Annotated in this window: 12 protein-coding genes; 1 reads left to right on the plus strand and 11 read right to left on the minus strand. The window is 72.5% G+C overall.

What is annotated here, in order from left to right; genetic code table 11:
• Nucleotides 1-18 precede the first annotated feature (18 nt).
• From HMPREF3121_RS00865 to secY, 4 genes are all read right to left on the minus strand, one after another.
• A complete protein-coding gene (locus HMPREF3121_RS00865; protein ID WP_070519145.1) occupies nt 19-1,428 on the minus strand; it encodes a hypothetical protein in 1,410 nt (469 codons plus the stop codon).
• A gap of 97 nt (nt 1,429-1,525) precedes the next feature.
• Nucleotides 1,526-2,323, minus strand: a complete 798-nt coding sequence (gene map, locus HMPREF3121_RS00870) for a type I methionyl aminopeptidase (protein ID WP_141742905.1) — start codon at nt 2,321-2,323, stop codon at nt 1,526-1,528.
• 159 nt (nt 2,324-2,482) lie between these two features.
• Nucleotides 2,483-3,034: an adenylate kinase gene (locus tag HMPREF3121_RS00875; RefSeq protein ID WP_070519147.1), complete on the minus strand. Its 552-nt coding sequence runs from the start codon at nt 3,032-3,034 to the stop codon at nt 2,483-2,485.
• A complete protein-coding gene (secY, locus tag HMPREF3121_RS00880; RefSeq protein WP_371327298.1) occupies nt 3,034-4,353 on the minus strand; it encodes a preprotein translocase subunit SecY in 1,320 nt (439 codons plus the stop codon). The genes HMPREF3121_RS00875 and secY overlap by 1 nt, the downstream gene beginning before the upstream one ends.
• 594 nt (nt 4,354-4,947) lie before the next feature.
• Between secY and HMPREF3121_RS00885 the strand changes: the two genes are divergently transcribed.
• A complete protein-coding gene (locus HMPREF3121_RS00885) occupies nt 4,948-5,814 on the plus strand; it encodes an ABC transporter substrate-binding protein (protein ID WP_168161338.1) in 867 nt (288 codons plus the stop codon).
• A 28-nt stretch (nt 5,815-5,842) separates the two neighbouring features.
• Here the strand turns inward: HMPREF3121_RS00885 and HMPREF3121_RS00890 are convergent, their stop codons facing one another.
• The 7 genes from HMPREF3121_RS00890 to HMPREF3121_RS12515 all read right to left on the minus strand — a co-directional run.
• Nucleotides 5,843-6,721: an alpha/beta fold hydrolase gene (locus HMPREF3121_RS00890; protein WP_070519149.1), complete on the minus strand. Its 879-nt coding sequence runs from the start codon at nt 6,719-6,721 to the stop codon at nt 5,843-5,845.
• Entirely contained in the window at nt 6,721-11,262 is a 4,542-nt protein-coding gene (locus tag HMPREF3121_RS00895) for a non-ribosomal peptide synthetase (protein WP_083291125.1), read from the minus strand. Before HMPREF3121_RS00895 ends, HMPREF3121_RS00890 begins: the two co-directional genes overlap by 1 nt.
• Nucleotides 11,255-11,467, minus strand: a complete 213-nt coding sequence (locus HMPREF3121_RS00900; RefSeq protein WP_070519151.1) for an MbtH family protein — start codon at nt 11,465-11,467, stop codon at nt 11,255-11,257. The genes HMPREF3121_RS00895 and HMPREF3121_RS00900 overlap by 8 nt, the downstream gene beginning before the upstream one ends.
• A gap of 26 nt (nt 11,468-11,493) precedes the next feature.
• Entirely contained in the window at nt 11,494-12,891 is a 1,398-nt protein-coding gene (locus HMPREF3121_RS00905) for an MFS transporter (protein ID WP_070519153.1), read from the minus strand.
• Complete coding sequence (locus tag HMPREF3121_RS00910; protein WP_070519155.1) at nt 12,888-18,764, minus strand: non-ribosomal peptide synthetase; 5,877 nt, start codon at nt 18,762-18,764, stop codon at nt 12,888-12,890. Before HMPREF3121_RS00910 ends, HMPREF3121_RS00905 begins: the two co-directional genes overlap by 4 nt.
• Nucleotides 18,761-19,465: a phosphopantetheine-binding protein gene (locus tag HMPREF3121_RS00915; protein ID WP_070519156.1), complete on the minus strand. Its 705-nt coding sequence runs from the start codon at nt 19,463-19,465 to the stop codon at nt 18,761-18,763. Before HMPREF3121_RS00915 ends, HMPREF3121_RS00910 begins: the two co-directional genes overlap by 4 nt.
• Nucleotides 19,466-19,584: 119 nt before the next feature.
• Nucleotides 19,585-20,116, minus strand: a 532-nt coding sequence (locus tag HMPREF3121_RS12515) for a condensation domain-containing protein (protein ID WP_168161339.1), incomplete at its 5' end; no start/stop codon positions are given.

Here is a 20,116-nt window from a genome sequence, read left to right on the forward strand (position 1 = left end):
GGATACGCGTCCGCCGGGTTACTTCACCACGCCGAGGTGCTCGAGGATCGCGTCGACGGCGGCGAGGTCCTTCAACCCGTAGATCCTGATGACCGGGTGGTGCTCGCCCTCATCGGTTTCGTACACGTACCGGACGTCGTGGATGGTGATGTCGGCCTGCTCGTCCTCGGGCCACGGGCCCTCGTAGCGTTCATCGTCGGGGTCGCAGGGTTCGCTGACCTCCACCCAGGCACCGTCGACCGCGTCGTCGCGGGGATATTGGTAGTCGATGAGGCACTCGTGGTGATGGGAGACCGGACCGGGCAGCGTGTTGCGGGTGTCGAAGTGGATGGACACGTGGGCGTCGGGCCGGGCGAGCTCCGGCAGGCCGTTGGCCGCCGCGAAGTCGTTGAGCTCCCGGCCGCGTCCGGCGCAGTAGAGCGAGAGCTTCTCGTACTTGCGCCCTTCGCCGTCGAAGCAGTTGTTCAGCGAGGAAAACAGCGGCACCGGGTCGAAGAGGTCGAAGTAGTACCCGACGGCCGAGGGAATGTCCGCTCCCTGTGCGACGGGCTCGGGTGCCGACCGGGTCTCCGGGCCGGCGGCGGCGGGCACCGTCGCCGGATCACGGCCGGAGTCGTCGTCTCCCGCGGCGCCCCCGCCTGCCGCGGGGCCGAGGACCTCATCGACCGTGGCGTCGGGATCGGAACCCTCGAAGCCGTCGAAGGCGACGATCACGCCGACCACGGCGACGAGGACCGCCAGCGCCGCGAAGACCGGCCGCCGAAGCGACCACCACCAGGGGATCTTCGACCGGGCGGGGGCCGCGTCCTGCCGCGCCGCCCGCCGTTCGGCGCGACGACGGGATTCCATGCCCATCATCGTGCGCAGCCGATCCGGGTCCAGGGCACCGACGGCGAGCATCTCGGTGGTGCACGCCGCCGGTCGGATGTGGCTGCCCTCGAGCTGCGGCATGTACCGCTGGAACCCGGATTCGTTGCCGACCAGCACGGGCCACGTCTTCAGGGCGCCGGCCTCGGTGACCATCCGCGGCATGGCGACGGCCAGCGGCTCATGGGAGCCCGCGGTCGCTCCCCTGCGGCCGTAGACCTCGCCGGAGAATACGTCGCCGACGATGACCTCGCGGGAGTCGCCTTCCCCGAAGCGGGCGGTGGCCAGCACTTCGGTGTCGGCGACGGTGCGCACGGTGCCGGAATGCACGCCGAGTTCGGACAGCATCGCGAACCAGCCGCCGATGACCTCGACGGTCATCGACCGCGGATGGACGAGGACGAGCGTGGCGGGTTCCGTCGTGGGGGTGCGTTCGGCGGCCTTCGCGATGAGCTCCGGCAGGTTTCCGGTGCCCAGCGGCGTGACCTTGCCCCGGTGTCGGATCGCCGCCGCGGGAGCGTCCGACGCGACGATCGCCAACTCCCAGAAAGAATCGGACATGGGGGACATCCTATCCCGAAAACCGGGAAAAGACCCGGTGAGCACCCTTCACCGCTGCCCCTGTGAGTCCGGGGCTACGGGCGCGGCGATCCGGCGGCTACGGCCGCGGGGTGAGAATGCGCGGGCCCTCGGCCGTCGCCGCCACGGTGTGCTCCCAGTGCGACGCCGGCTGACCGTCGGCGGTGACCACGGTCCACCCGTCGTCGAGCTCGTCCGATCCCCACTCGCCGCCGAGGATGAGCATCGGCTCGATGGCGAGCACCGACCCCTCCTGGATGACCGGGCCCTTGCCCGGCTTGCCCTCGTTGGCGAGGAACGGGTCCATGTGCATTTCACGGCCGATGCCGTGGCCCCCGTAACCGTCGACGATGCCCAATTCGATGCCGTGACGCCGCTCCGCCGCGCGCGTCGCCCGCTCCAGCGCATGGGAGATGTCGGTCAGACGCGCACCGGGGACCATCGCCGCGATGCCGGCCTCCAGAACCTCGGACGTGGCGATGTTGAGCTTCTCCCAGTCCTCGGCCAGCGTGCCGACGCCGAACGTCAACGCCGAATCGCCGTGCCAGCCGTCGAGGACCGCACCGCAATCGATCGACACGAGATCCCCCTCCCGCAGCACCCGCTCACGGGAGGGAATGCCGTGGACGATGACCTCGTTGACCGACGCGCACACCGACGCCGGAAAACCCTCGTACCCGAGAAACGACGGCACCGCGCCCGCCGACGTGATGACCTCGTGGGCGATGTCGTTGAGATCCTGCGTCGTCACGCCCGGCGCCGCCGCATCCCGCACCGCCGTCAACGCGCGACCGACGATCTCGCCGGCGGCCTGCATGGCGTCGAGCTCGGCGGGCGACTTCGCGGGGACGGAGGGGCGCTTGCGTCGAATTCTGATCACGATCGGCCAGACTACCCCGCCCCGCGACAAACCACGCCCACGCCCGCGCCACGGCGCCACCCGGGCATGAAAAACCGGCGCACGCGACACATCGCGCACGCCGGATCGTCGTCAAGCAGCACCGCGACGCCGGGCCCCGGCACCGCCGGAAGGGACCTACTTCAGCTTGTCCAGCTCGGCCATCGTCACCGCGTTGATCTCCTCCACCGAACCCTCGGCCTTGATCTTGATGATCATGTCCGAGTAGTGGTCCAGCAGCGGAGCGGTCTCGCGGGCGTAGACCTGCATCCGGTTGCGGATGACCTCCTCGGTGTCGTCGGCGCGACCGCGGGCGAGCATGCGCTCCACCACGACATCCTCCGACACGTCGAACTGCACGACGCCGTCGAGCTTCAGGCCCAGATCCTTCAGGATGCGCTCCAGCTCATCGGCCTGCGGAACCGTGCGGGGGAAACCGTCGAGCAGGAAACCGGCCTTCGCGTCGTCCTCCGCCAGACGCGACTCGACCATGCGAACCGTCACGTCATCGGGGACGAGGTTGCCGGCGTCCATGTAGGACTTCGCCTCGAGGCCCAACGGCGTGCCCTCGCCGATGTTCGCGCGGAACAGGTCGCCGGTCGAAATGTGGGGGACGCCGAGCTTCTCGGAGAGAATGGCGGCCTGGGTGCCCTTGCCGGCACCGGGGGGACCAAGGAGAACGAGTCGCATTACTTCAGGAACCCTTCATAGTTGCGTTGCATGAGCTGGCTTTCGATCTGCTTCACGGTGGTCAGCGCGACGGACACGAGAATCAGAAGAGCCGTACCTCCGAACATACCGCCGGACATGCCGCCCTGGGAGCCGCCGATGCCCAGATCGAGCATGAAGTTCGGCAGCACCGCGATGAGCGCCAGGTACAGCGAGCCGACCGCCAGCAGGCGGGTGATGACGTAGCCCAGGTACTCGGCGGTGGGGCGGCCGGGGCGGAAGCCCGGGATGAAGCCGCCGTACTTCTTCATGTTCTCCGCCTGATCGTTCGGGTCGTACTGCACCGAGGTGTAGAAGTACGAGAAGAACACGATCATGGCGAAGAACAGCACGATGTACTGCCAGCTCGACGGGGACAGCAGGTACTGGATGACGTTGCGCTGCCACCAGTTGTCCTGCGACGGATTGTCCTGCCCGGACTGCACGATCTGCGTGATCAGCACCGGCACGTAAATCAGCGACGACGCGAAGATGACCGGGATGACGCCGGCCTGGTTGACCTTCAGCGGCAGGTACGTCGACGACCCGCCGTACTGGCGGCGACCGACCATCCGCTTGGCGTACTGCACCGGAATGCGGCGCTGACCCTGCTCGATGAAGATGACGCCGACGACGAGCACCAGCACCGCGGCCATCACCGTGGCGAACACCAGGCCGCCCGCGGACTGAAGGATGTTGGCGCCCTCGGCGGGCATCTGCGCGGCGATGCCGGCGAAGATGAGCAGGGACATGCCGTTGCCGACGCCGCGGTCGGTTATGAGCTCACCGAACCACATCACCAGCACCGCACCCGAGGTGAGCACCAGGACCATGACGACCATGTCGAACAGGCCCGCCCCCTCGACCAGCAGCGACTGGCTGCCGCCGAGCAGGGCACCGCGGTCGGCCATGGCGACGATGCCCGCAGACTGCAGCAGCGCCAGAGCGACCGTCAGGTAACGCGTGTACTGCGTCATCTTGGCCTGGCCGGATTGGCCTTCCTTCTTCAGCTGCTCGAAGTGCGGGATCACCACCGTCAACAGCTGCACGATGATGGACGCGGTGATGTACGGCATGATGCCGATGCCGAAGATCGACATCTGCAGCAGGGCGCCGCCCGAGAACAAGTTGATGAGCGAATACACGCTGGACTGGTCCTGCGTGATCTGCTCAAGGCGTGCCGCCACCGTCTGGTAGTCGACGCCCGGGGTGGGGATCTGCGCGCCGATGCGGTACAGGATGATCATGCCCAGTGTGAACAGGATCTTCTTCCGCAGGTCGGGGTCGCGCAGGGCCGCCAGGAAACCGGAAGGCACGTGCATCCTCCTGAACCCGCTTTGCGACGGCCCCCGCCGCGCGCCGGTGGGCGTTTGCGGTGGTCGGGGCGCCGGGGCGGAGCCGCCCCGGGTGGTACCGGGACGTCCGCGCGCGCGGGAGTGCTGATAGTGGACGTTATTGGACTCTGCGAGTCTAGCAGTACGGGCGGGCCGCGGCCCCCTCATGGTGGGATCTCCGGTAAGGGCGACCTCAGAGCCGCCGGGCGGGGCCGCACCCGGAGACCCGGCGGGGGACGGTGCGGGGCCGCACCCGAAGACCCGGCGGTGGCGCCACGGTGGCGCGGCGCTGGCGCGGCGGTGGCCCGGGGGTGGCGCGGCGGGGCCTCCACCCCCCAACTTAGCCATGCCTTTCACATTGATATAAGGTGACGCTTACCTCGCCTATCGAGTTCCGTTCTTTCAGCCCGCCACCGTTCAACCGACATCAAGGAAAACTTCATGAACCGAAAAGTCGCCCGCCTCGCCATGGCATGCGGCGCCGCCACCGCCCTCTTTTTCGCAGGTTGCTCCGCGGAGACGGAAACCACAGGCGCAACCGATTCGAGCACCACCCGCACAGTGACCCACGAAGTGGGCGAGGCGACCGTCCCGATCGAGCCGACCACGCTCGTCGCTTTCGACGAAAACGCCGGCATAGCCGCACTCGCCGCAGGCCTGCAGCCCGCCATCGTCTACACCTCGGCATCCGACGTAGGAGCCGACGCGATCCTCAGGGGCGCCGGGGTCGAGCTCCGCGAGGTCGGGACCGTCGAACTGCCGCCGCTGGAGGAAGTCGACGCGCTGGAACCCGACATGCTCCTGGGCACCGGCCCCGAGGGCCCCACCGGCCTGCAGTTCGACAAGCTGTCGGAGATCGCCCCGACCGTCGTGCTCCCCATCACGGGCGACTGGAGGGAACTGACGGAGAGGAACGGGGAGTTGCTCGGCGCCGACGAGGAGCGCGTCGCCAGACAAATCGAGGCCATCCAGAAGCGCCTCGACGAGGCCGGGGAGAAGTCCGACGGCCGCACCCTGTCGCTGCTCGGCAACACCTTCGGCACCATGAACTTCACCATGCCGCCGGGCGCACCGAGCTCGACGCTCATCGCCGACGCCGGTTTCGACCGCCCGGAGTTCCAGAAGCGCGACGCCGGCACCGCCTGGGTCGACCTGTCCCCCGAACTGATCCCGGAGCAGGACGCCGACCTCATCGTTGCCCCGGAGGGCACGTACTACACCGCCGACGCCCTGTTCGAGTTGCCCACCGCGTCATCCCTCACGGGCACGAGGATCCGGACGCTCGGCGAACTCTGGTTCGTCGCGACGCCGTTCTCGTTCTTCGGCACCGCGGTCGACCTCGCGGCCATCGCCGCCGGCGAGGACCCGACGACCGTCGAAGGCCTGCCCCAGGTGTGGGACACCTTCATGTCGGAAATCGAGTCCTGAGTTCCCGGCGCCCGCCCCGGCCCCGGGGTCATCCCCGGGCAGCCGCTTCCCGATGGGCCGGGCCCCGCACCGGGAACGTCCCGGCGAGGGCGTCCGCGATAACCGCCGCCGTGGCCTCCTCTTGTTCGAGATAGCCGAGATGGCCGGCGTCGGGCACTGTGCGGAGCGTCCCCCGCGGAAATGCCGCGGCCAGCCGCGACACCGCGCCCACCGGGGCGATGATGTCGTCGGCGAAGGCCACCACATGCGCGGGGCACCGAACCCGTGCCGCGGCCCGCGCCACGGGTTCCGCGCCGATGGCCGAACCGAAATGGGCGGAGGCACCGCGCGGGGGTTCCGAAATCGTCAGCATGTCGACGAAATCGCGGCCCCGGACCGGATCCCGCAGCGTCGCCGGCGACAGCGCGAGGGCCTGGATCGCGGCCCACACGTCGCGGTCGCGTCCGGCATGCCCTGCCTGCCCCGCATGCCCGGCTTCCCCGGAGTACCGGGCGACGGCCCGGGCGTACAGTTCCCCGGCAGGGCCGGGCTCATCGCCCAACGCCAGCAGCACCAGCGCCGCCACGTCGTCGGGCCTGCGCTCGGCGAGGTGGACGGCGACGCGGGCGCCCATCGACGTACCCACGATCGCGGCCGGCCCGGGCCCGATTTCCCCGAGCACCGCGTCGACGTCGTCCACGCAGGAGGCCCAGGAATACCCGGCGGCCCACGGCGAGCTTCGCCCCGTGCCGCGCCAGTCCACGACCCACGTCGAGTACCCGAGCGCCCGGAGGGCCGGGGCGTGATGGGCCTGCCACACCCGCCCGGGCGCCCCGGCGCCCATCAGCATGACGACGGGCGGGCCCTCCCCGTCGACGGCGACGTGCAGGGCTCCGCCGGGGACGTCGACGTGCATGCCGATGTGCATCAGGCTCCGCCCCCCGAATCCCCGGACAGCAGCGCGACCGCGCGGTGGAACGCATTTCGCAGTTCTTCCGCCACGTCATCGGCGATCGTGGGCTGCCATCGCCACACGGTCGACAACGCCGCGCCATCGGCGCGGACGTCGACGCCCACGCTGAGCTCGACGGCGTGCGGGCAGACCATGCCCGGCGCGGTCTCCGTCGGCAGCGCCGCCGCGGTGGCGGGGTCGGTCGACGCCGATACGGTCCCTCCGCCGCCCAGGGCGCTGGAAGTGTGGCCGAGGAACACGACGAGCGAGTCCGCCGGGGCCCAGCCGCCGTCGTCCGCGAGCGCGCCTTTCGTCCAGGCCGAGGGCCCGTAGTCGCCGACGGCGTCCCTGGCGCGCGCCACGGCGCCCAACCAGTTGGCCACCGTGCCCGGCGATTGCAGCTCGGCCGTCGTCGGCGGCTCCTGCCCGCCGATGACGTGCGGGAAGAGGGTGCTCAACCAACCGACCGTGCGGCCGACGTCCGGCACCTGGCCGCGAGACCGCGGCCCGGGGGACGAACGTCCGTCCATCGGGGGCCTTTCGTCGACCGGGGGCCTTTCGTCAATCGGCGATCGCGTCGCGCGCCGGCCGTGCTCCTCGAGGATCACCGACACGGGTGTCGGCTCCGCGTCCCCCATCGTCTCGGCCCACGCGCAGGCGTAGGCGGCGAGGACGACGTTTTCGCCGCATACCCGGGCCTGATCTGCGGTGATGGGGACTATCGTTCCCTTCGTCCTCGTTTCGCCGTAGGTCGCCGGTGCCGCGTCGCGGGGCAGCGTGGTCAGACGCCCCAGGACCGATTCCCAGTACTCGTCGGCCCCGGGCACGGGGAACCGGCGCCACTCCTCCCATTCGAACGGGGTCGCCGACTCCTCGGGCGGGGTTTCGCCGGGCTGATCCCACACGGTCCGCAGATCCTCGAGGATCACCCGCAAGGAAAAGGAATCGCAGGCGAGATGATGGATGCAGACGACGACGGTCGCGGCATCGGGCTCAGCCGGTACCGCGGCGGACAGGAGCACGCCCTCTCCCGGGTCGAGGTCCGCGAGAGCCTTCCGCGCCGCATCGCCGATGTTCTCCCCGGCGAGCTCCGGATGAACTGACACGGCGACGCGCGGGGAGCAGGGGATCACCTCCCATGTCCCGTCGTCGCGGGGGATCCAGCGCGACGCCAGCGCGGGATGGGCCCGCGCCACCGCGACCAGGGCGCCGCGCACCCGCTCCGGCGTCACCGAATCCGTAATGCGCAGCGGGAGCAGGAGCGCGTAACTCTTCCACTCGCCGCGTCGGCGGATCCACCGCAGCATCGGGCCGTCGACGGCGGTCGCGGGGAGGGGGCCGGCGACGCCCGTCGACACGTCGCCGGGTTCCCCGCGATCACCCTTCTCCGAGGTGAATCGCCCGGACAAACGTCGGGCGAGGTCCTCGACCGTCGAAGCTTCCCATGCTTCGCGGATGGTGATGGCCGCGCCGCGGCGGCGGAGCTCCGCGATGAGGGAGGCGACCGAGATGCTGTCGATTCCCATCGCACGCAGTTCGTCGTCCAGCCCCACCGATTCGATGCCGCACAGCGAGCGGATCGCGTCGGAGACGATGCGCTGTGCCACGGTCACGGGTTCCCGCCGACCGGGATCGTCGTCGCCGGGTTCCGCGGCCAACTCGCGGATCCGCGTCTTCCCGTTGGCGTCGAGGGGGATGGCGTCGACGACGAGGATCCTGTCCGGCACCAGGTACCGGGGCAGTATTTTCCGCGCCCGGTCGCGGATTTCCCCGGGCTCGGCGTCGCCGACCACGACCGCGACGACGCGCGTGCCGAGTGCGTCGTCCACCGTGGTCACCGCGGCATCCTCGACGCCGCCGCACCTGCGCAGCCCGGCCTCGATTTCCCCGAGTTCGATGCGGTGACCGCGGACCTTGACCTGCCGGTCGGCGCGCCCCAGGTAGGTGAGGCCGCCCTCGCCGTCGGTCAGCCTGACGATGTCGCCCGTGCGGTACATCCGCCGCCCCGGGTGCCCCGGTTCGGCGACGAAATGCGCGGCGGTCAAGGGCGCGTCGCCCATGTACCCGTGGGCGACCTGCGGCCCGCCGACGTAGAGCTCCCCCGGCCAGCCGGCGGGGACGGAGGAGAAATCCGCGCCGAGGACGTAGGCGCGCGTGCCGATCGCGGGTTCGCCGATCATCGGCCGGCTGCCCGGGGTCACGCGCGCCGAGGTCACCTCGACCGTCGTTTCAGTCGGGCCGTAGAAGTTGTGCACGGCGACGGATTCGCACGCGGCCAGGTCGTCCCACACGTCGGGGGAAATGTCCTCGCTGCCGAGCGCGAGGATCTGCAGGCCCCCGCGTTCGAGGAGCCCGGCCCGGCGCAGCGGCTTCAGCATGGAGGGCGACGTGTCGATCATGTCGACCTCCAGGTCCCTCAGGATGGAGACCACGCGGTCCGGGTCGCGGCGCGTCTCCTCGTCGAGAAGCACGAGCTCGTGCCCGGAGAGAAGCGCCAGCTGCGGTTGCCATGCGGCGTCGAAGGCGAAAGACCAGACGTGCGCCACGCGGAGCCGGCCGTGCCGGGGCTCCACGGACCCGTAGATCCGCAGGGCATGGTTCCGGTGCAGTGCGAGGATGCCGCCGTGCGTGGCGACGACCCCCTTCGGCACCCCGGTCGAACCGGACGTGAACACCACGTAGGCCGGGTCGTCGTGGGCGGCCCGGTTCCTCGGCTCGCCCACCGTCTCGTCCGGTTCGACGTCGGATACGGCCACGGGGACAATCCGCCGTACCCCGGCTTCGGCTCCATCGCGGGCTCCGTCGTCCCGGCCCTCGGCGCCATCCCCGATCACGGCCCGCACCCCGCCGCGCTGGAGGATGAGTCGGCTCCGCTCGCTCGGCGCCGCCGGGTCGACGGGGACCGCGACGGCGCCCGCCCGCAGCACGGCCAACAGGCTCCCGATGTATTCGGCGCGGCGGGGCAGGCGGATCGCCACCCGGTCCCCCGGCCCGATGCCCTTCTCCCGCAGGAGGGTGGCCATCCCCTGCGCCCACCGCACCAGTTCCGAGTACGTCCACCAGCGGCCATCGGCCCACAACGCCAGGGCATCGGGGGTTTCCGCCGCCCGGGCCCACACGGCCGCGTCGATTCCCCCGGCCCTCCCGGGTTCCGGGTCGCCGGCGTCGTGCGCGTCCTGCGCGCCGCCCGCGACGACGACCTCGCGGACGGCTCCCCGGCCGCGGTAGTCGCCCGCGGGGTCGGCGCAGATCGACGCGATCGCCTCCCGGACCTGCTCGATCACGTCGTCGGGGTCGAACGCCCCGGGCAGTCGCCCGCGATCGTCGTCGAGGGCGACGTACCACCGGCCGCCGACGGAGCCGGGTGCGCATACCAGCGGGTAATGCGAGTAGGTGTCGCGATCCACCGCGGACCACGAGGTGCCGTCGGGAAGCTCCACGGCCTGCCCGTCGAGCCGGGGGACGTTGTGCATGATGACCGCCACATCGAACAGGTCCGCGATCCCGGCCGCCTCCTCGATGAGGTGCGGGGGCAGGGCGCCGTGCTCCGCGACGGCGGCGAGGTCGGCGTGCACCCGGCGGCACGCGTCGCCGATGGCTTCCCCCGGGATCAGCCGGATCCGCAGGGGCACCGTCGTCGTGAGCGCACCGACGAGCCGGTCGATCCCCGCGACCGACGCGGGCCGCCCCGCGATGGAGACCCCGAGGACAAAATCGGACTCCCCGATCATCCGGGAGACGACGAGGCCCCAGGCGGTGATGGCGAGCGCGGCCGGGGTGATGCCCAGCCGCCGGGCCGCAGCCTCCAGGTCGGAGCCTTCGGCGTCGGTCAGGTCGCGCACGGTCGTCCGCGGCGCCGGGGAGGCGGCGTCGGCGGCGTCGGCGTCGGTTTCCGCCACAACCTCGGCCGAGCCCCGGGCGACCGCCGTGGGGCCGGGGAGGCCCGCCAAATAATCGCGCCACCATGCCGCGTCTTCTTCCCCGGATTGGGTGGCCAACCAGGCCGCGTAATCCCGCAGGGCGGGGGCCGGCGGCAATGCCGGGGCGCCGAAGCCGTAGGCGGTGGCGATCTCCTCCGCGACGATGCCCAACGACCAGGCGTCGATGACTGCATGGTGGAACCCGAGGACGAGGCGGTGCCGGTCGGGGCCGACCGTGATGAGGGCGAACCGGTGGGTCCGCCCGCCCGCCAGATCCCAGTCGCCGCGGCAGCACTCGTCGGTGACCGCCGCGAGGTCCTCCGGAGTGGCCTCCCGTTCCGCCCACGTCAGGGTGGGCTTCGGCGGGACGGCCATGACCGCGCCCGCCCCCTCCGGGCGCCGGAACCGGGCGCAGAGCTGGGGGTGCCTGCCGACGACCGTCGCGCACGCCTCCTTCAGGGCGCCGCGATCGAGCGGCCCGGCGACGTCCATCGCGGCGGCGACGGTGTACCCCTCTTCCCCGCCGAAGATGTCGTGCCAGGCGACGAGCCCCACTTGGAGCGGGCTCAGCCGGAGGATTTCGGGGGCGTCAGTCATCGTCCCCGCCTTCGGGGCGCCGGCCGGAGCCCGGCGGGTCGGTCCACGCGCGCTCGACGAAAGTCAGCGCCTCAGCTCGGCTCAGCTCACCGCTGCGCGCCCGCCACCCGTCGGGAACCTCGGCGAACGTCGGCCAGAGCGAGTATTCGCCCCGGTCGTTGACGACCACGATGAAGCGGCCCTCGGGATCATCGAAAGGATTCATTCCGTCACTTCTTTCTCGTCGGTCACTTACTCGTTCGTCGCTTGCCGGTCGGGCACGTGTGGGTCGCGTGCTCGCCGGTTCGGTGGCTCACCGTCCGCGCTCGTCTCGTCGCCGCTGGACTCGTCGCCGCTGGTCTCGTCCGCGCTTGTTTCGTCCGCGTCCGTTTCGCCGGCGACCGGTTCGGGGACGCCGGCGAACGCCCGCAGGAGCACGAAGAGACCGGCGAGGGACAGCGCGGCGCCGGCGATGGGCAGGGCGCCGAGCGGCGCGGCGGCCACGAGGACGCCGCCGAGGCCCGCGCCGGCGGCCACGCCGACCGCCCCCAGCGAGCTGTTCATCGCCAGCGCCTGCGTGGTGTAGGGGCCGGCGAGCTGGTGGAGGCGCACCTGGATCGCGGACGACGACCAGTAGGTGAACACTCCCCAGGCGACGACGAGCGGAAGGAACCACCCGAGCCCCACCGGCCGGGCCCACCATGCGACGAAGAACGCCGCCATCACGGCGATGTAGATGCTCAGCCCCGTGACGATGGTCCGATCGGGGCCTTTCGCGTCCGTGGACCACCCGCCGGCGACGGTGCCCAGCGTGGCGGCCACGCCGAACACCAGGAACGCCAGGGGCCGCATGTCGTCGCGGCCGAGCGTTTCCGACAGGAACGGGGCGACGTAGGTCACGAGGGTCAGCGCGCCCATGATGGACAGGGCACCGCCGACGAGTGCGAGCGAGATGCGCCATTGCGCGAGGACCGCCAGCTGCTTCCGGATCGGGGTCGGCGGCTGGACGGGCGCCCCGGGGAAGGTGACGGCGACGACGGCGGCGCTCACCGCCCCGAGCCCGGCCATCGCCGCGAACGTCGCCTGCCAGCTCAGGGCCGACGCGATCCACACGCCGAGCGGCACGCCGAAGGCCACGGCGCCCGACACCGCCATCGACAGCACCGCCAGGTAGCGGCCCCGCGCCGAGTCCGGGGACAGGTCCGCGGCGGCGGCGAAAATGGCCGGGAGGACGGCCGCGGCGGCGGCCGCGGAAATGACGCGGAGCACCATCGCCACCGCGAACGCCGTGGTCACAGTCATGCCGAGGTTCGCCAGGACGAACACCGCCAATGCCGCGGGGAACAGGATCCGGCGGGACATCCGGGCCAGCAGGACGGCGGCGATGGGCGTGCCGACGGCCATGGTCAACGAAAAGGCGGTGACGAGCTGGCCGGCGGCGGCTTCCGGGACGGACAGCCCGTCGGCGACCTCGGGCAGGATGCCGGCGATGATGTAGTCGTCGGTGAAGAACGTGAGCAACGCGAGGCTGAGCCCCAGCAGCCACCAGGGGGCGGGACGTTCGTCGGCGGTCGTCCCGGTGCGGGCGGGGTCGGCGGGGTCGGCGATTGCCCGGTTGCTCATGCGGTCGGTGGTTTTTCCGTGGGTCATGCGAATTGTGCTTCCTTCGTGGTGTCCGTGTCGGTTTCCGTGTCGGGGTCCATCCCGGTGTTCGGGGCGGTGCCCGGGTTCGGGTCGGGGCCGGTGGCGTCCGCGCCGGCCCCCATGTAGTCGGAGGCCAGCGACTCGAACTCGGGGCCATCGGGGGTCGCGCGCAGCGCCGCCGCGCAGTCCGCGGCGGTGGCTCCGTGCAGCAGGGTCCGGATCGTCACCGGGATTCCGGGGTCGAAGATCTCCCGCATGGCGGTGACCGCGCGCAGCGCGCCCAACGAATCACCGCCGGCCCGCAGGAAGGGGACCTGGGGATCCATGGCGTCCACCCGGGATGATTCCGCCCAGATGTCGGCGATGAGCAGCGCGAGGGGGTCGGCGCCGGGGCCCGCATGCGCCGATCCGGGGCCCGCGGGGGCGGATGATGCCGTGGCGTGCGCCGCGACGGCGCGTTCGACGAGCAGGCGGTGCACCATGCGGCGATCGGTCTTCCCGCTGGGGGTCACGGGCACGGCGTCCACCCGGAGCAGGTGCCCGGGCACCGAATACGGCGGCAATACCTCCCGCAGCGCATCCAGCACGTCGTGTTCGCGGGCGGACCCCGCGTAGGCGGCGCCCAGTCCGCGGACGCCGGACCCGCCGGGAAGCGGCACGACCGCGGCGGCGGACACCCCGGGGATTTCGCGCATGCGGGCCTCGGTTTCGGCGGGTTCGACGCGGTGGCCGCGGATTTCCACTTGCCGGTCTGCGCGTCCGCGGAATTCGACGAGCCCCGGCGGTCGCCAGGCCCCACGGTCGCCAGTGGCGTAGGTGCGCGACGCCCACTCCCACGCGCGTTCCATGGAGTCCACGGAGTTCGCGGAGTTCGCGGAGTCCGCGGAAAACCCGGAACCCCCGGGTTGCCCGAGGTACCCGAGCATCACGCCGGGGCCGGTGACGGTGAGTTCGCCCTCGACTCCGGCGGGGCGGTCGTGCCCCCGTTCGTCGACGATGCGGTAGTGCGCCCCGGGCAGGGGGCGACCGTAGGGCACGCTCGTCCATCCGGGCGGGGTGATGTCCCCGGTGATGCGGTGGGCGATGTTCCACCCGGTGGTCTCCGTCGGCCCGCCGATGCTCCAGATTCGGGCGTCGGGCGCGTGGTCGCGGACCCGGCGGACGAGCTCCGGCGCCACCCAATCGCCGCCGGTGAGCACGATCCTCAAGTCGGCGAGCGCGGCCCCGGTGGCCCGCGCCCCTTCGGTCAGCAGGTCGACGGCCGCCGGCACCGCGCAGACGACGGTCGCGCCGTGCCGCTCGGCCAGGGTCGCCCATTCGGCCCCGTCCGGATCGGCCGGGGCGATGACGGCGCCGCCGACTGCGCCCATCACGTACACGTCCAGGATGGACATGTCGTGGTGGGGCTGCGCGAGCAGCAGCGAACGGTCGCCGGCGCGGAGGCCGCACATCGCGACGGTGGCGGCCACGCAGGCCTCGAGGCCTTCCCGCGGCACCCGGACGCCTTTGGGGCGCCCCGTCGATCCGCCGGTGAAGAGGATCGCGGCGCATTCGCCCGCCGACCGCGTCGCCGGGGTCGCCGCGGCGGGGGCGCCGCCGGCGCGGGCGATTTCCCGCGGCGTGACGACGACCGGTGCGGCGTCGGCGCAATCGCCCCGGTCGGTGATGAGCAGCGTCGCCCCGGCCAGGTCGACGAGTTCCCGGATTCGCGCCGGCGGCGACGACGGATCCAGCGGGACGACGCACCAACCGCCGTGGCTCACCGTCAGCGAGGCGATCACCGCCTCGCACCGATCGGCCACCGCGACGGCGACAGGGGCCCCGTCCGCGACGCCCCTCCCGGCCAGCCCCCGGATCCCCGCGGACACCCGGCCCGCCAGTTGCCGGTAGGTGACGGCGCCGTCGCCGGCGATGCACCACGGGTCGTCCCCGTCGGCACGCCGGTCGATCCAGGCGGTGAGGGGTTCGGCGCACCGCTCCGGCGGGCCCGCGTCCCCGCGGTCGCGGAGCGCACGGGCCCGCGCCGCGGGGGCGGGCGGGGACAGCCACGCCGCGGCGTCGGCAAGCCGATGGACCTGATCCAGCAGGTTCCCCCAGATTCCGTCGACGACGTCGTCCGGGATGGCCGCGTCGAGGACGTCGAAGCGGAGGGCGACCGACTCCCCGTGGTCGGCGACCTGGAGATCGAGAGCGACCTGCGGGGTCTGGCTGATCGCCCATTCCTGGGACATGGCGCCGCCGGCGAGCGACGACAGATCGCCGCCGATGCCGAGCTCGCTGGTGAACACCACCGGGGCGACGGGTTCATCCGACGTGCCCCGCTGGCGGAACAACTCGCGGACGACCTCCATGCCCGAGACGGAGGTGTGCGACAGATCGCGGTGCAGCCTCCGCTGGAGGCGCCGCGCGATGGCGTGGAAGGAGGCGTCGTCCCGGAGGTCCGCGTCGAGCAGCGTGAACGAGGCGAATTCGCCGACGATCGCGTCGAGATCGGGGGCCTCGCCGGCCCGCCCGAAACGGGGGACGTTCAGCGTGAACCGGCGGTGGGCGGACCAGTTCGCCAACGCGCAGGAGTAGGCGGCCAGCAGCACCGTCGACGGCGTCAGCCCCCGCTCCCGCGCATGCCGCGCCACCCGTGCCCACATGTCGGCGGGGAGGTCGTGCCGCCGGTGCCGGAACATCCCCGCGTCGCCGGCGCCCGATTCCCGGGGCAACTGGGGTGGCGGGGGAAGATCGGCCACGGCCGTCGACCAGTAGGCGCGGTCGGCGGCGCGGGCCTCCTCCCCCGCCCCGTCGAGCCACCGCCGATGGGACTCCACGTAGTCGCGGAACGTGGTCCGCGGCGGTGGCCCCGCGATGCGGCCGGTCGCGTAGGCCTCGTCCCATTCCCCGAGGAGGAGGTGGATGCTGCGGGCGTCGGCGATGAGCGCGTCGACGTCCACGCACGTCCGCACCTCGGAATCGTCCCGGACCACGACGACCTCCAGCAGCGGGGGCCGGAGCGGATCGCGGACCGACACGGCCATCCGCCGGCGGATCCGCGCGGCCTCGGCCGCCGCGTCGCCGGCGTCGACGATCGGCACCTCGAGGTGCGGCGCCCCGGGCGTCAGCCTCTGCATGCCCGTCCCGGGGTCGATGGCCGCGGCGCACATCGGGTGCCGCGCCAGCACCTGATGCAGCGCCCGGATCAGGCGCGGGACGTCCACGTCGGACCGTCGGCCGGTGTACTCCAGGTACAGGTGGCACGACACTTCGCCGCCACCGAGATCTCCGTCCCGGCCGATGAGGTAGGCCTGCTGCTGATCCAGCAGCGCGAACGGGGCGTGGGGATCCCCCTGGGCAGGGAGAATCGGGAACGATTCGGCGGTGTCTCCGCACCCGCCGCACCCGCTGGCTCCGCCGCGCTCGCCGTCCAGCAGTCGCGCCAACTCGTCGGCGGTGCCGCCCAACACGTCGGCGACGCCCACCTCCCAGCCCGTGATGAGCCGGAGGCGACGCGCCAGCCGCATCGCGGTCAGGGAATCCCCGCCCAACGACACGAAATCCCGGGGATCCCGCGGATCGCAGTCCAGAGCCTCGGCCCAGGCGGCGCGCACCGGCGACTCGTCGACCGCGCCCGGCGCACCCGCGCCGGGCCGCCGGCCGGGGATCCGGTGCCCGACGTCCGCGGTGCGGCTGAGTTTTCCGCTGTCCGTGCGCGGCAGGGAGCCGGCGACGACGATCTCGCGCGGTACGGCGTACCCGGGCAGCCGGTCGACGAGGTGGGCGCGGATCGATTCCTCCGTCACCGTCGGCGCCGCCTCCACCCGGGCGCGCAGCCACGCGTCCTCGCCCGGGGCCCCGCCGCACGCGACCGTCACCACCTGGCGCACGCCCGGGATACCGTCGATGGCGGCGCTGACCTCGCCCGGTTCGACGCGGTGGCCCCGGATCTTCACCTGGTCGTCGGCCCGGCCGACGAACGTGATCGCCCCGTCCGCGTCCGCCCGCACCAGGTCGCCCGTGCGGTACAGGCGTCCGCCGGGGACCGCCGGATCGGGGATGAACGCCAGCGCCGTGCGGACGGCGTCGCCCCAATACCCGAGTGCGTGGTGGGGCGACCGGACGTGCAGCTCCCCCATCTCACCCGGCGCGACCGGGCGCAGCCGCTCGTCGAGCACGGTCACCCAGCCCTCGCCGAGGGCGCGGCCGAGCCCGACCGGCCCGGGTTCGATCCGGGCGGCGTCCAGCACGTTCTCCGTGACCACGTGCGTTTCGGTGGGCCCGTACTGGTTGTGCACCACGATTCCCGGGAGCGCGCGGAGCATCGCGGTCAGATCGTCGTTGGCGAGCAGCGGCTCGCCCGCGTGGATGAGCCTCCGGAGGGTGAACGGGGAACTCCCCTCCGCGGTCGCGGCGGCGGCGAGTTCCCGCAGCATCACCGCCGGGCTGTAGAGCGTGTCCACCCGGTTGGCGATGATCCACGCGCACAGCGCCGCGGCATCCCGGCGCACGGGTTCCGGGACAACCCGGATTTCGCCGCCTTCCGCGAGGGTGCACATGATCTCCTGGTAGGACACGTCGAACCCCGTCGACGCGAACTGCGCGACCCGCGGGCGCGGCAGCCTGCGGGGGCGTTCGCGGTGCCGGGCGACCAGGGCGTCGATGCAGCGGTACGACATCGCCACGCCCTTCGGCGCGCCGGTCGACCCGGACGTGAACAGGAGGTACGGGCATTCGTCCGGTCTCCACCGGTGCCAGCCGCCGTCGCCGGGCCGGGTTGGCGCGGCTGTTTCGGCCCGCCCGTCCCGCGCATCCCACTCCTCCGGATCGAGGGGGATGACGGGGGTGTCCCGCGGCCCGCCCCCGGCGGGCGCCCCGGCGTCCACCGGTTCCGCATCCCCGATCGGTTCGCCGACGATGACCCGTGCGCCGCTCAGCCGCCGGATGAGGTTCGCGCGCCGCGGCGGCAACGCGGCGTCGACCGGCACGTAGACCGCGCCGGCGCGCAGCAGCGCGATGCACGCGATGACGGCGCCGGCACCGCGCCGCACGTGGACCAGGACCGGGTCGCCCGGCCGGACCCCCTCGGCGCGCAACCGCGCGGCCAGGGAGGCGGTGGCCCGGTCCACCTCCGCCGGGGTCAGGCGGGCGTCGTCGTCGGCGAGCAGGATGCGGCCCTCCTCCGATTGGAGGGCCTCCCGGACCTGCTCCGCCATCCCCCGGGCCGACGGACGGCATTCGTTCCCTGTCATCAGCGGCTCCACCCACTGCAGCGCTTGTTCGGCGGTGAAATACCGGGTGGCGTAGTCGATGACCCACTGGTGGTGGGTGTCCCTCCGGATGGCCATCGGCACCCCCGCCGCGGGGCCGAACGTCGCGTGCAGCACCGTCCCGGGGACGCCGTCGAGTCCCCACTGGGAGTCGACGACCGTCGCCCATGACGGTTCCGCGCCGTCCGTTGCCTCGACGGAGTCCACCGCGGGACTCTGCGCGGGGGCGTCGCCGCGCGCCGCGCGCGCGAGGCGTTTCCGCAGGGCGTCCGCCCGGGTGCCGTCGGAAACCGGCAATCGGGCGACGTCCCGGGGACCGGTGCCGGGGTCGCGCCGGACCAACCTCCCGTCCGGGTGGGGCGGCATCCCCGGCAGAAGCCGGCTCGTCTCGGCCCACACCGCGGCGGGGGTGGCGCCGACGACCAGGAGCACGTCCGCGGCACCCGGCTGCGGTCGTCCCGCGTCGACCGACGCCCACCCCGACACCGCGTCCGCGGAACCGGTCAGCCACGCGGTGCTCAGCCGCCGGAGATCCGGCAGCCACCCCGAGGGGTCGATATCCCGTTGCCCGGGCCCCGGGGTCACGCATACGACGAGCGCCGCCGGCTCGCCTCCGCCCCGGCTCATCGGGGGCTTTCCGACGGATCCCCGGCGTCCCGGTCGTCCGCCAACAGCGCGGCCAGCTGGTCCTCGTCCAGACCGGATACCGCGGTGTCCGATGCCGGCGTCGCCGCACGTTCCGGTTCCCCCGCGCAGGCGGCGATTCCGGCGACCGTGGGATCCTCCAGGATCCGGCGCGGGGTCACCGCGATCCCGTCTCGGCCCAGTGCAGCGGCCATGGAGATGGCCCGCACGCTGTCGAGCCCCAACGCGAAAAGGTTGTCGTTCCGCCCGATGAATCGCACGCCGGTGGCGGCCCCCGCGGCCTCGGCGACCCGGGTTTCCGCGTCGCCGGCCGGCGGATCGATGGTCCCGGTAGGCGTGCCGGCGGGTTCCGGCAAATCCCCGGCCACCACGGCGCCGGCCCCGTCCCGGGGGATCGCCGCCACGGGGACGATCACCGCGGGAATGTGGCGCGGCTCCAGTTCGCCCGGGCCCGCGATCCGGTCGTGCGCCGCTCGCGCGGCATCGCCGTCGTCCGTGGCGGCCCAGGCGACGACGACGTCGCCCCCGTGCGTCGGCACGTACGCGGCGTACGCGTCGCGCACCCCGGCGCAGCGGCGCAAGCTCTCTTCCACGACGGCCGGCGGCCGCCGCTCGTCCGCGGCGCGTCCGCCCGCGGTCGCGTTTCCGTCGTCGCCGGTCATCGTCGTCCCGTCGGTGGTCAACTTCTTCTCCTGTTTCGGTTGGTCGCGTTTCGGTGGGTCGTATGGTGAGGTCGTGTATCGGGGCCGTGTTTCGGTGGGCCGCGTGTCGGCGGCGATCGCACGCGGGCCGGGCCGCCGGATCACGATCCGGTCGGGCACGGCACGTTCGCCCCGGGTTCGCCCGACCGGGATCCGGCCGCCGTGAACGCCTCGAGCACATCCCGGTGCATGGACCGCGCGACGTCGTCGCCGACGTACCGGCGGTCGTAGACGAGCTCGATGAACGCGTCCCCGTCGTCGCGGATCTCCAAGTCCCAGGTGGTGTCGTACGGCGCGTCGGCGGGCCGGGTCGGTGCGATGGCCCACTCGAGGCGGTCCGTCATCCGCGGCCGGCGCTGATTGCGCCCCTGGGCCAGGTGGCGGACGAGCGGCCGCGTGGTGGCGGCGCGCCGCGCCCCGACCGCGCGGACGATGTCGTCGAACGGCAACTCGGCGTGCCCGATTGCGTCGGCCAGCGCGACGAACGCGGCCCTGCGGGCGTCGGCGCCGCCGGCGTCAGCGCGGTTCAGCCGCACGGGCACCAAATCGACGCCGAGGGCCACCGATTCGGCTGCGGCGGCGTCCGGGATCGCGGCGGGCACCCCGACGATCAGATCGTCGCGGCCCGTGTGG

This window comes from Corynebacterium sp. HMSC11E11, from assembly GCF_001807025.1.
In the GTDB taxonomy this organism is placed as follows: domain Bacteria; phylum Actinomycetota; class Actinomycetes; order Mycobacteriales; family Mycobacteriaceae; genus Corynebacterium; species Corynebacterium freneyi.

What these genes read in the sequence shown, in the direction of transcription:
- HMPREF3121_RS00865 (WP_070519145.1), bottom strand. Translation starts at nt 1,428, where the DNA reads ATGTCCGATTCTTTCTGGGAGTTGGCGATCGTCGCGTCGGACGCTCCC.
- HMPREF3121_RS00895 (WP_083291125.1), bottom strand. Translation starts at nt 11,262, where the DNA reads ATGACTGACGCCCCCGAAATCCTCCGGCTGAGCCCGCTCCAAGTGGGG.
- HMPREF3121_RS00905 (WP_070519153.1), bottom strand. Translation starts at nt 12,891, where the DNA reads ATGACCCACGGAAAAACCACCGACCGCATGAGCAACCGGGCAATCGCC.
- HMPREF3121_RS00910 (WP_070519155.1), bottom strand. Translation starts at nt 18,764, where the DNA reads ATGAGCCGGGGCGGAGGCGAGCCGGCGGCGCTCGTCGTATGCGTGACC.
- HMPREF3121_RS00900 (WP_070519151.1), bottom strand. Translation starts at nt 11,467, where the DNA reads ATGAATCCTTTCGATGATCCCGAGGGCCGCTTCATCGTGGTCGTCAAC.
- HMPREF3121_RS00875 (WP_070519147.1), bottom strand. Translation starts at nt 3,034, where the DNA reads ATGCGACTCGTTCTCCTTGGTCCCCCCGGTGCCGGCAAGGGCACCCAG.
- HMPREF3121_RS00890 (WP_070519149.1), bottom strand. Translation starts at nt 6,721, where the DNA reads ATGCACATCGGCATGCACGTCGACGTCCCCGGCGGAGCCCTGCACGTC.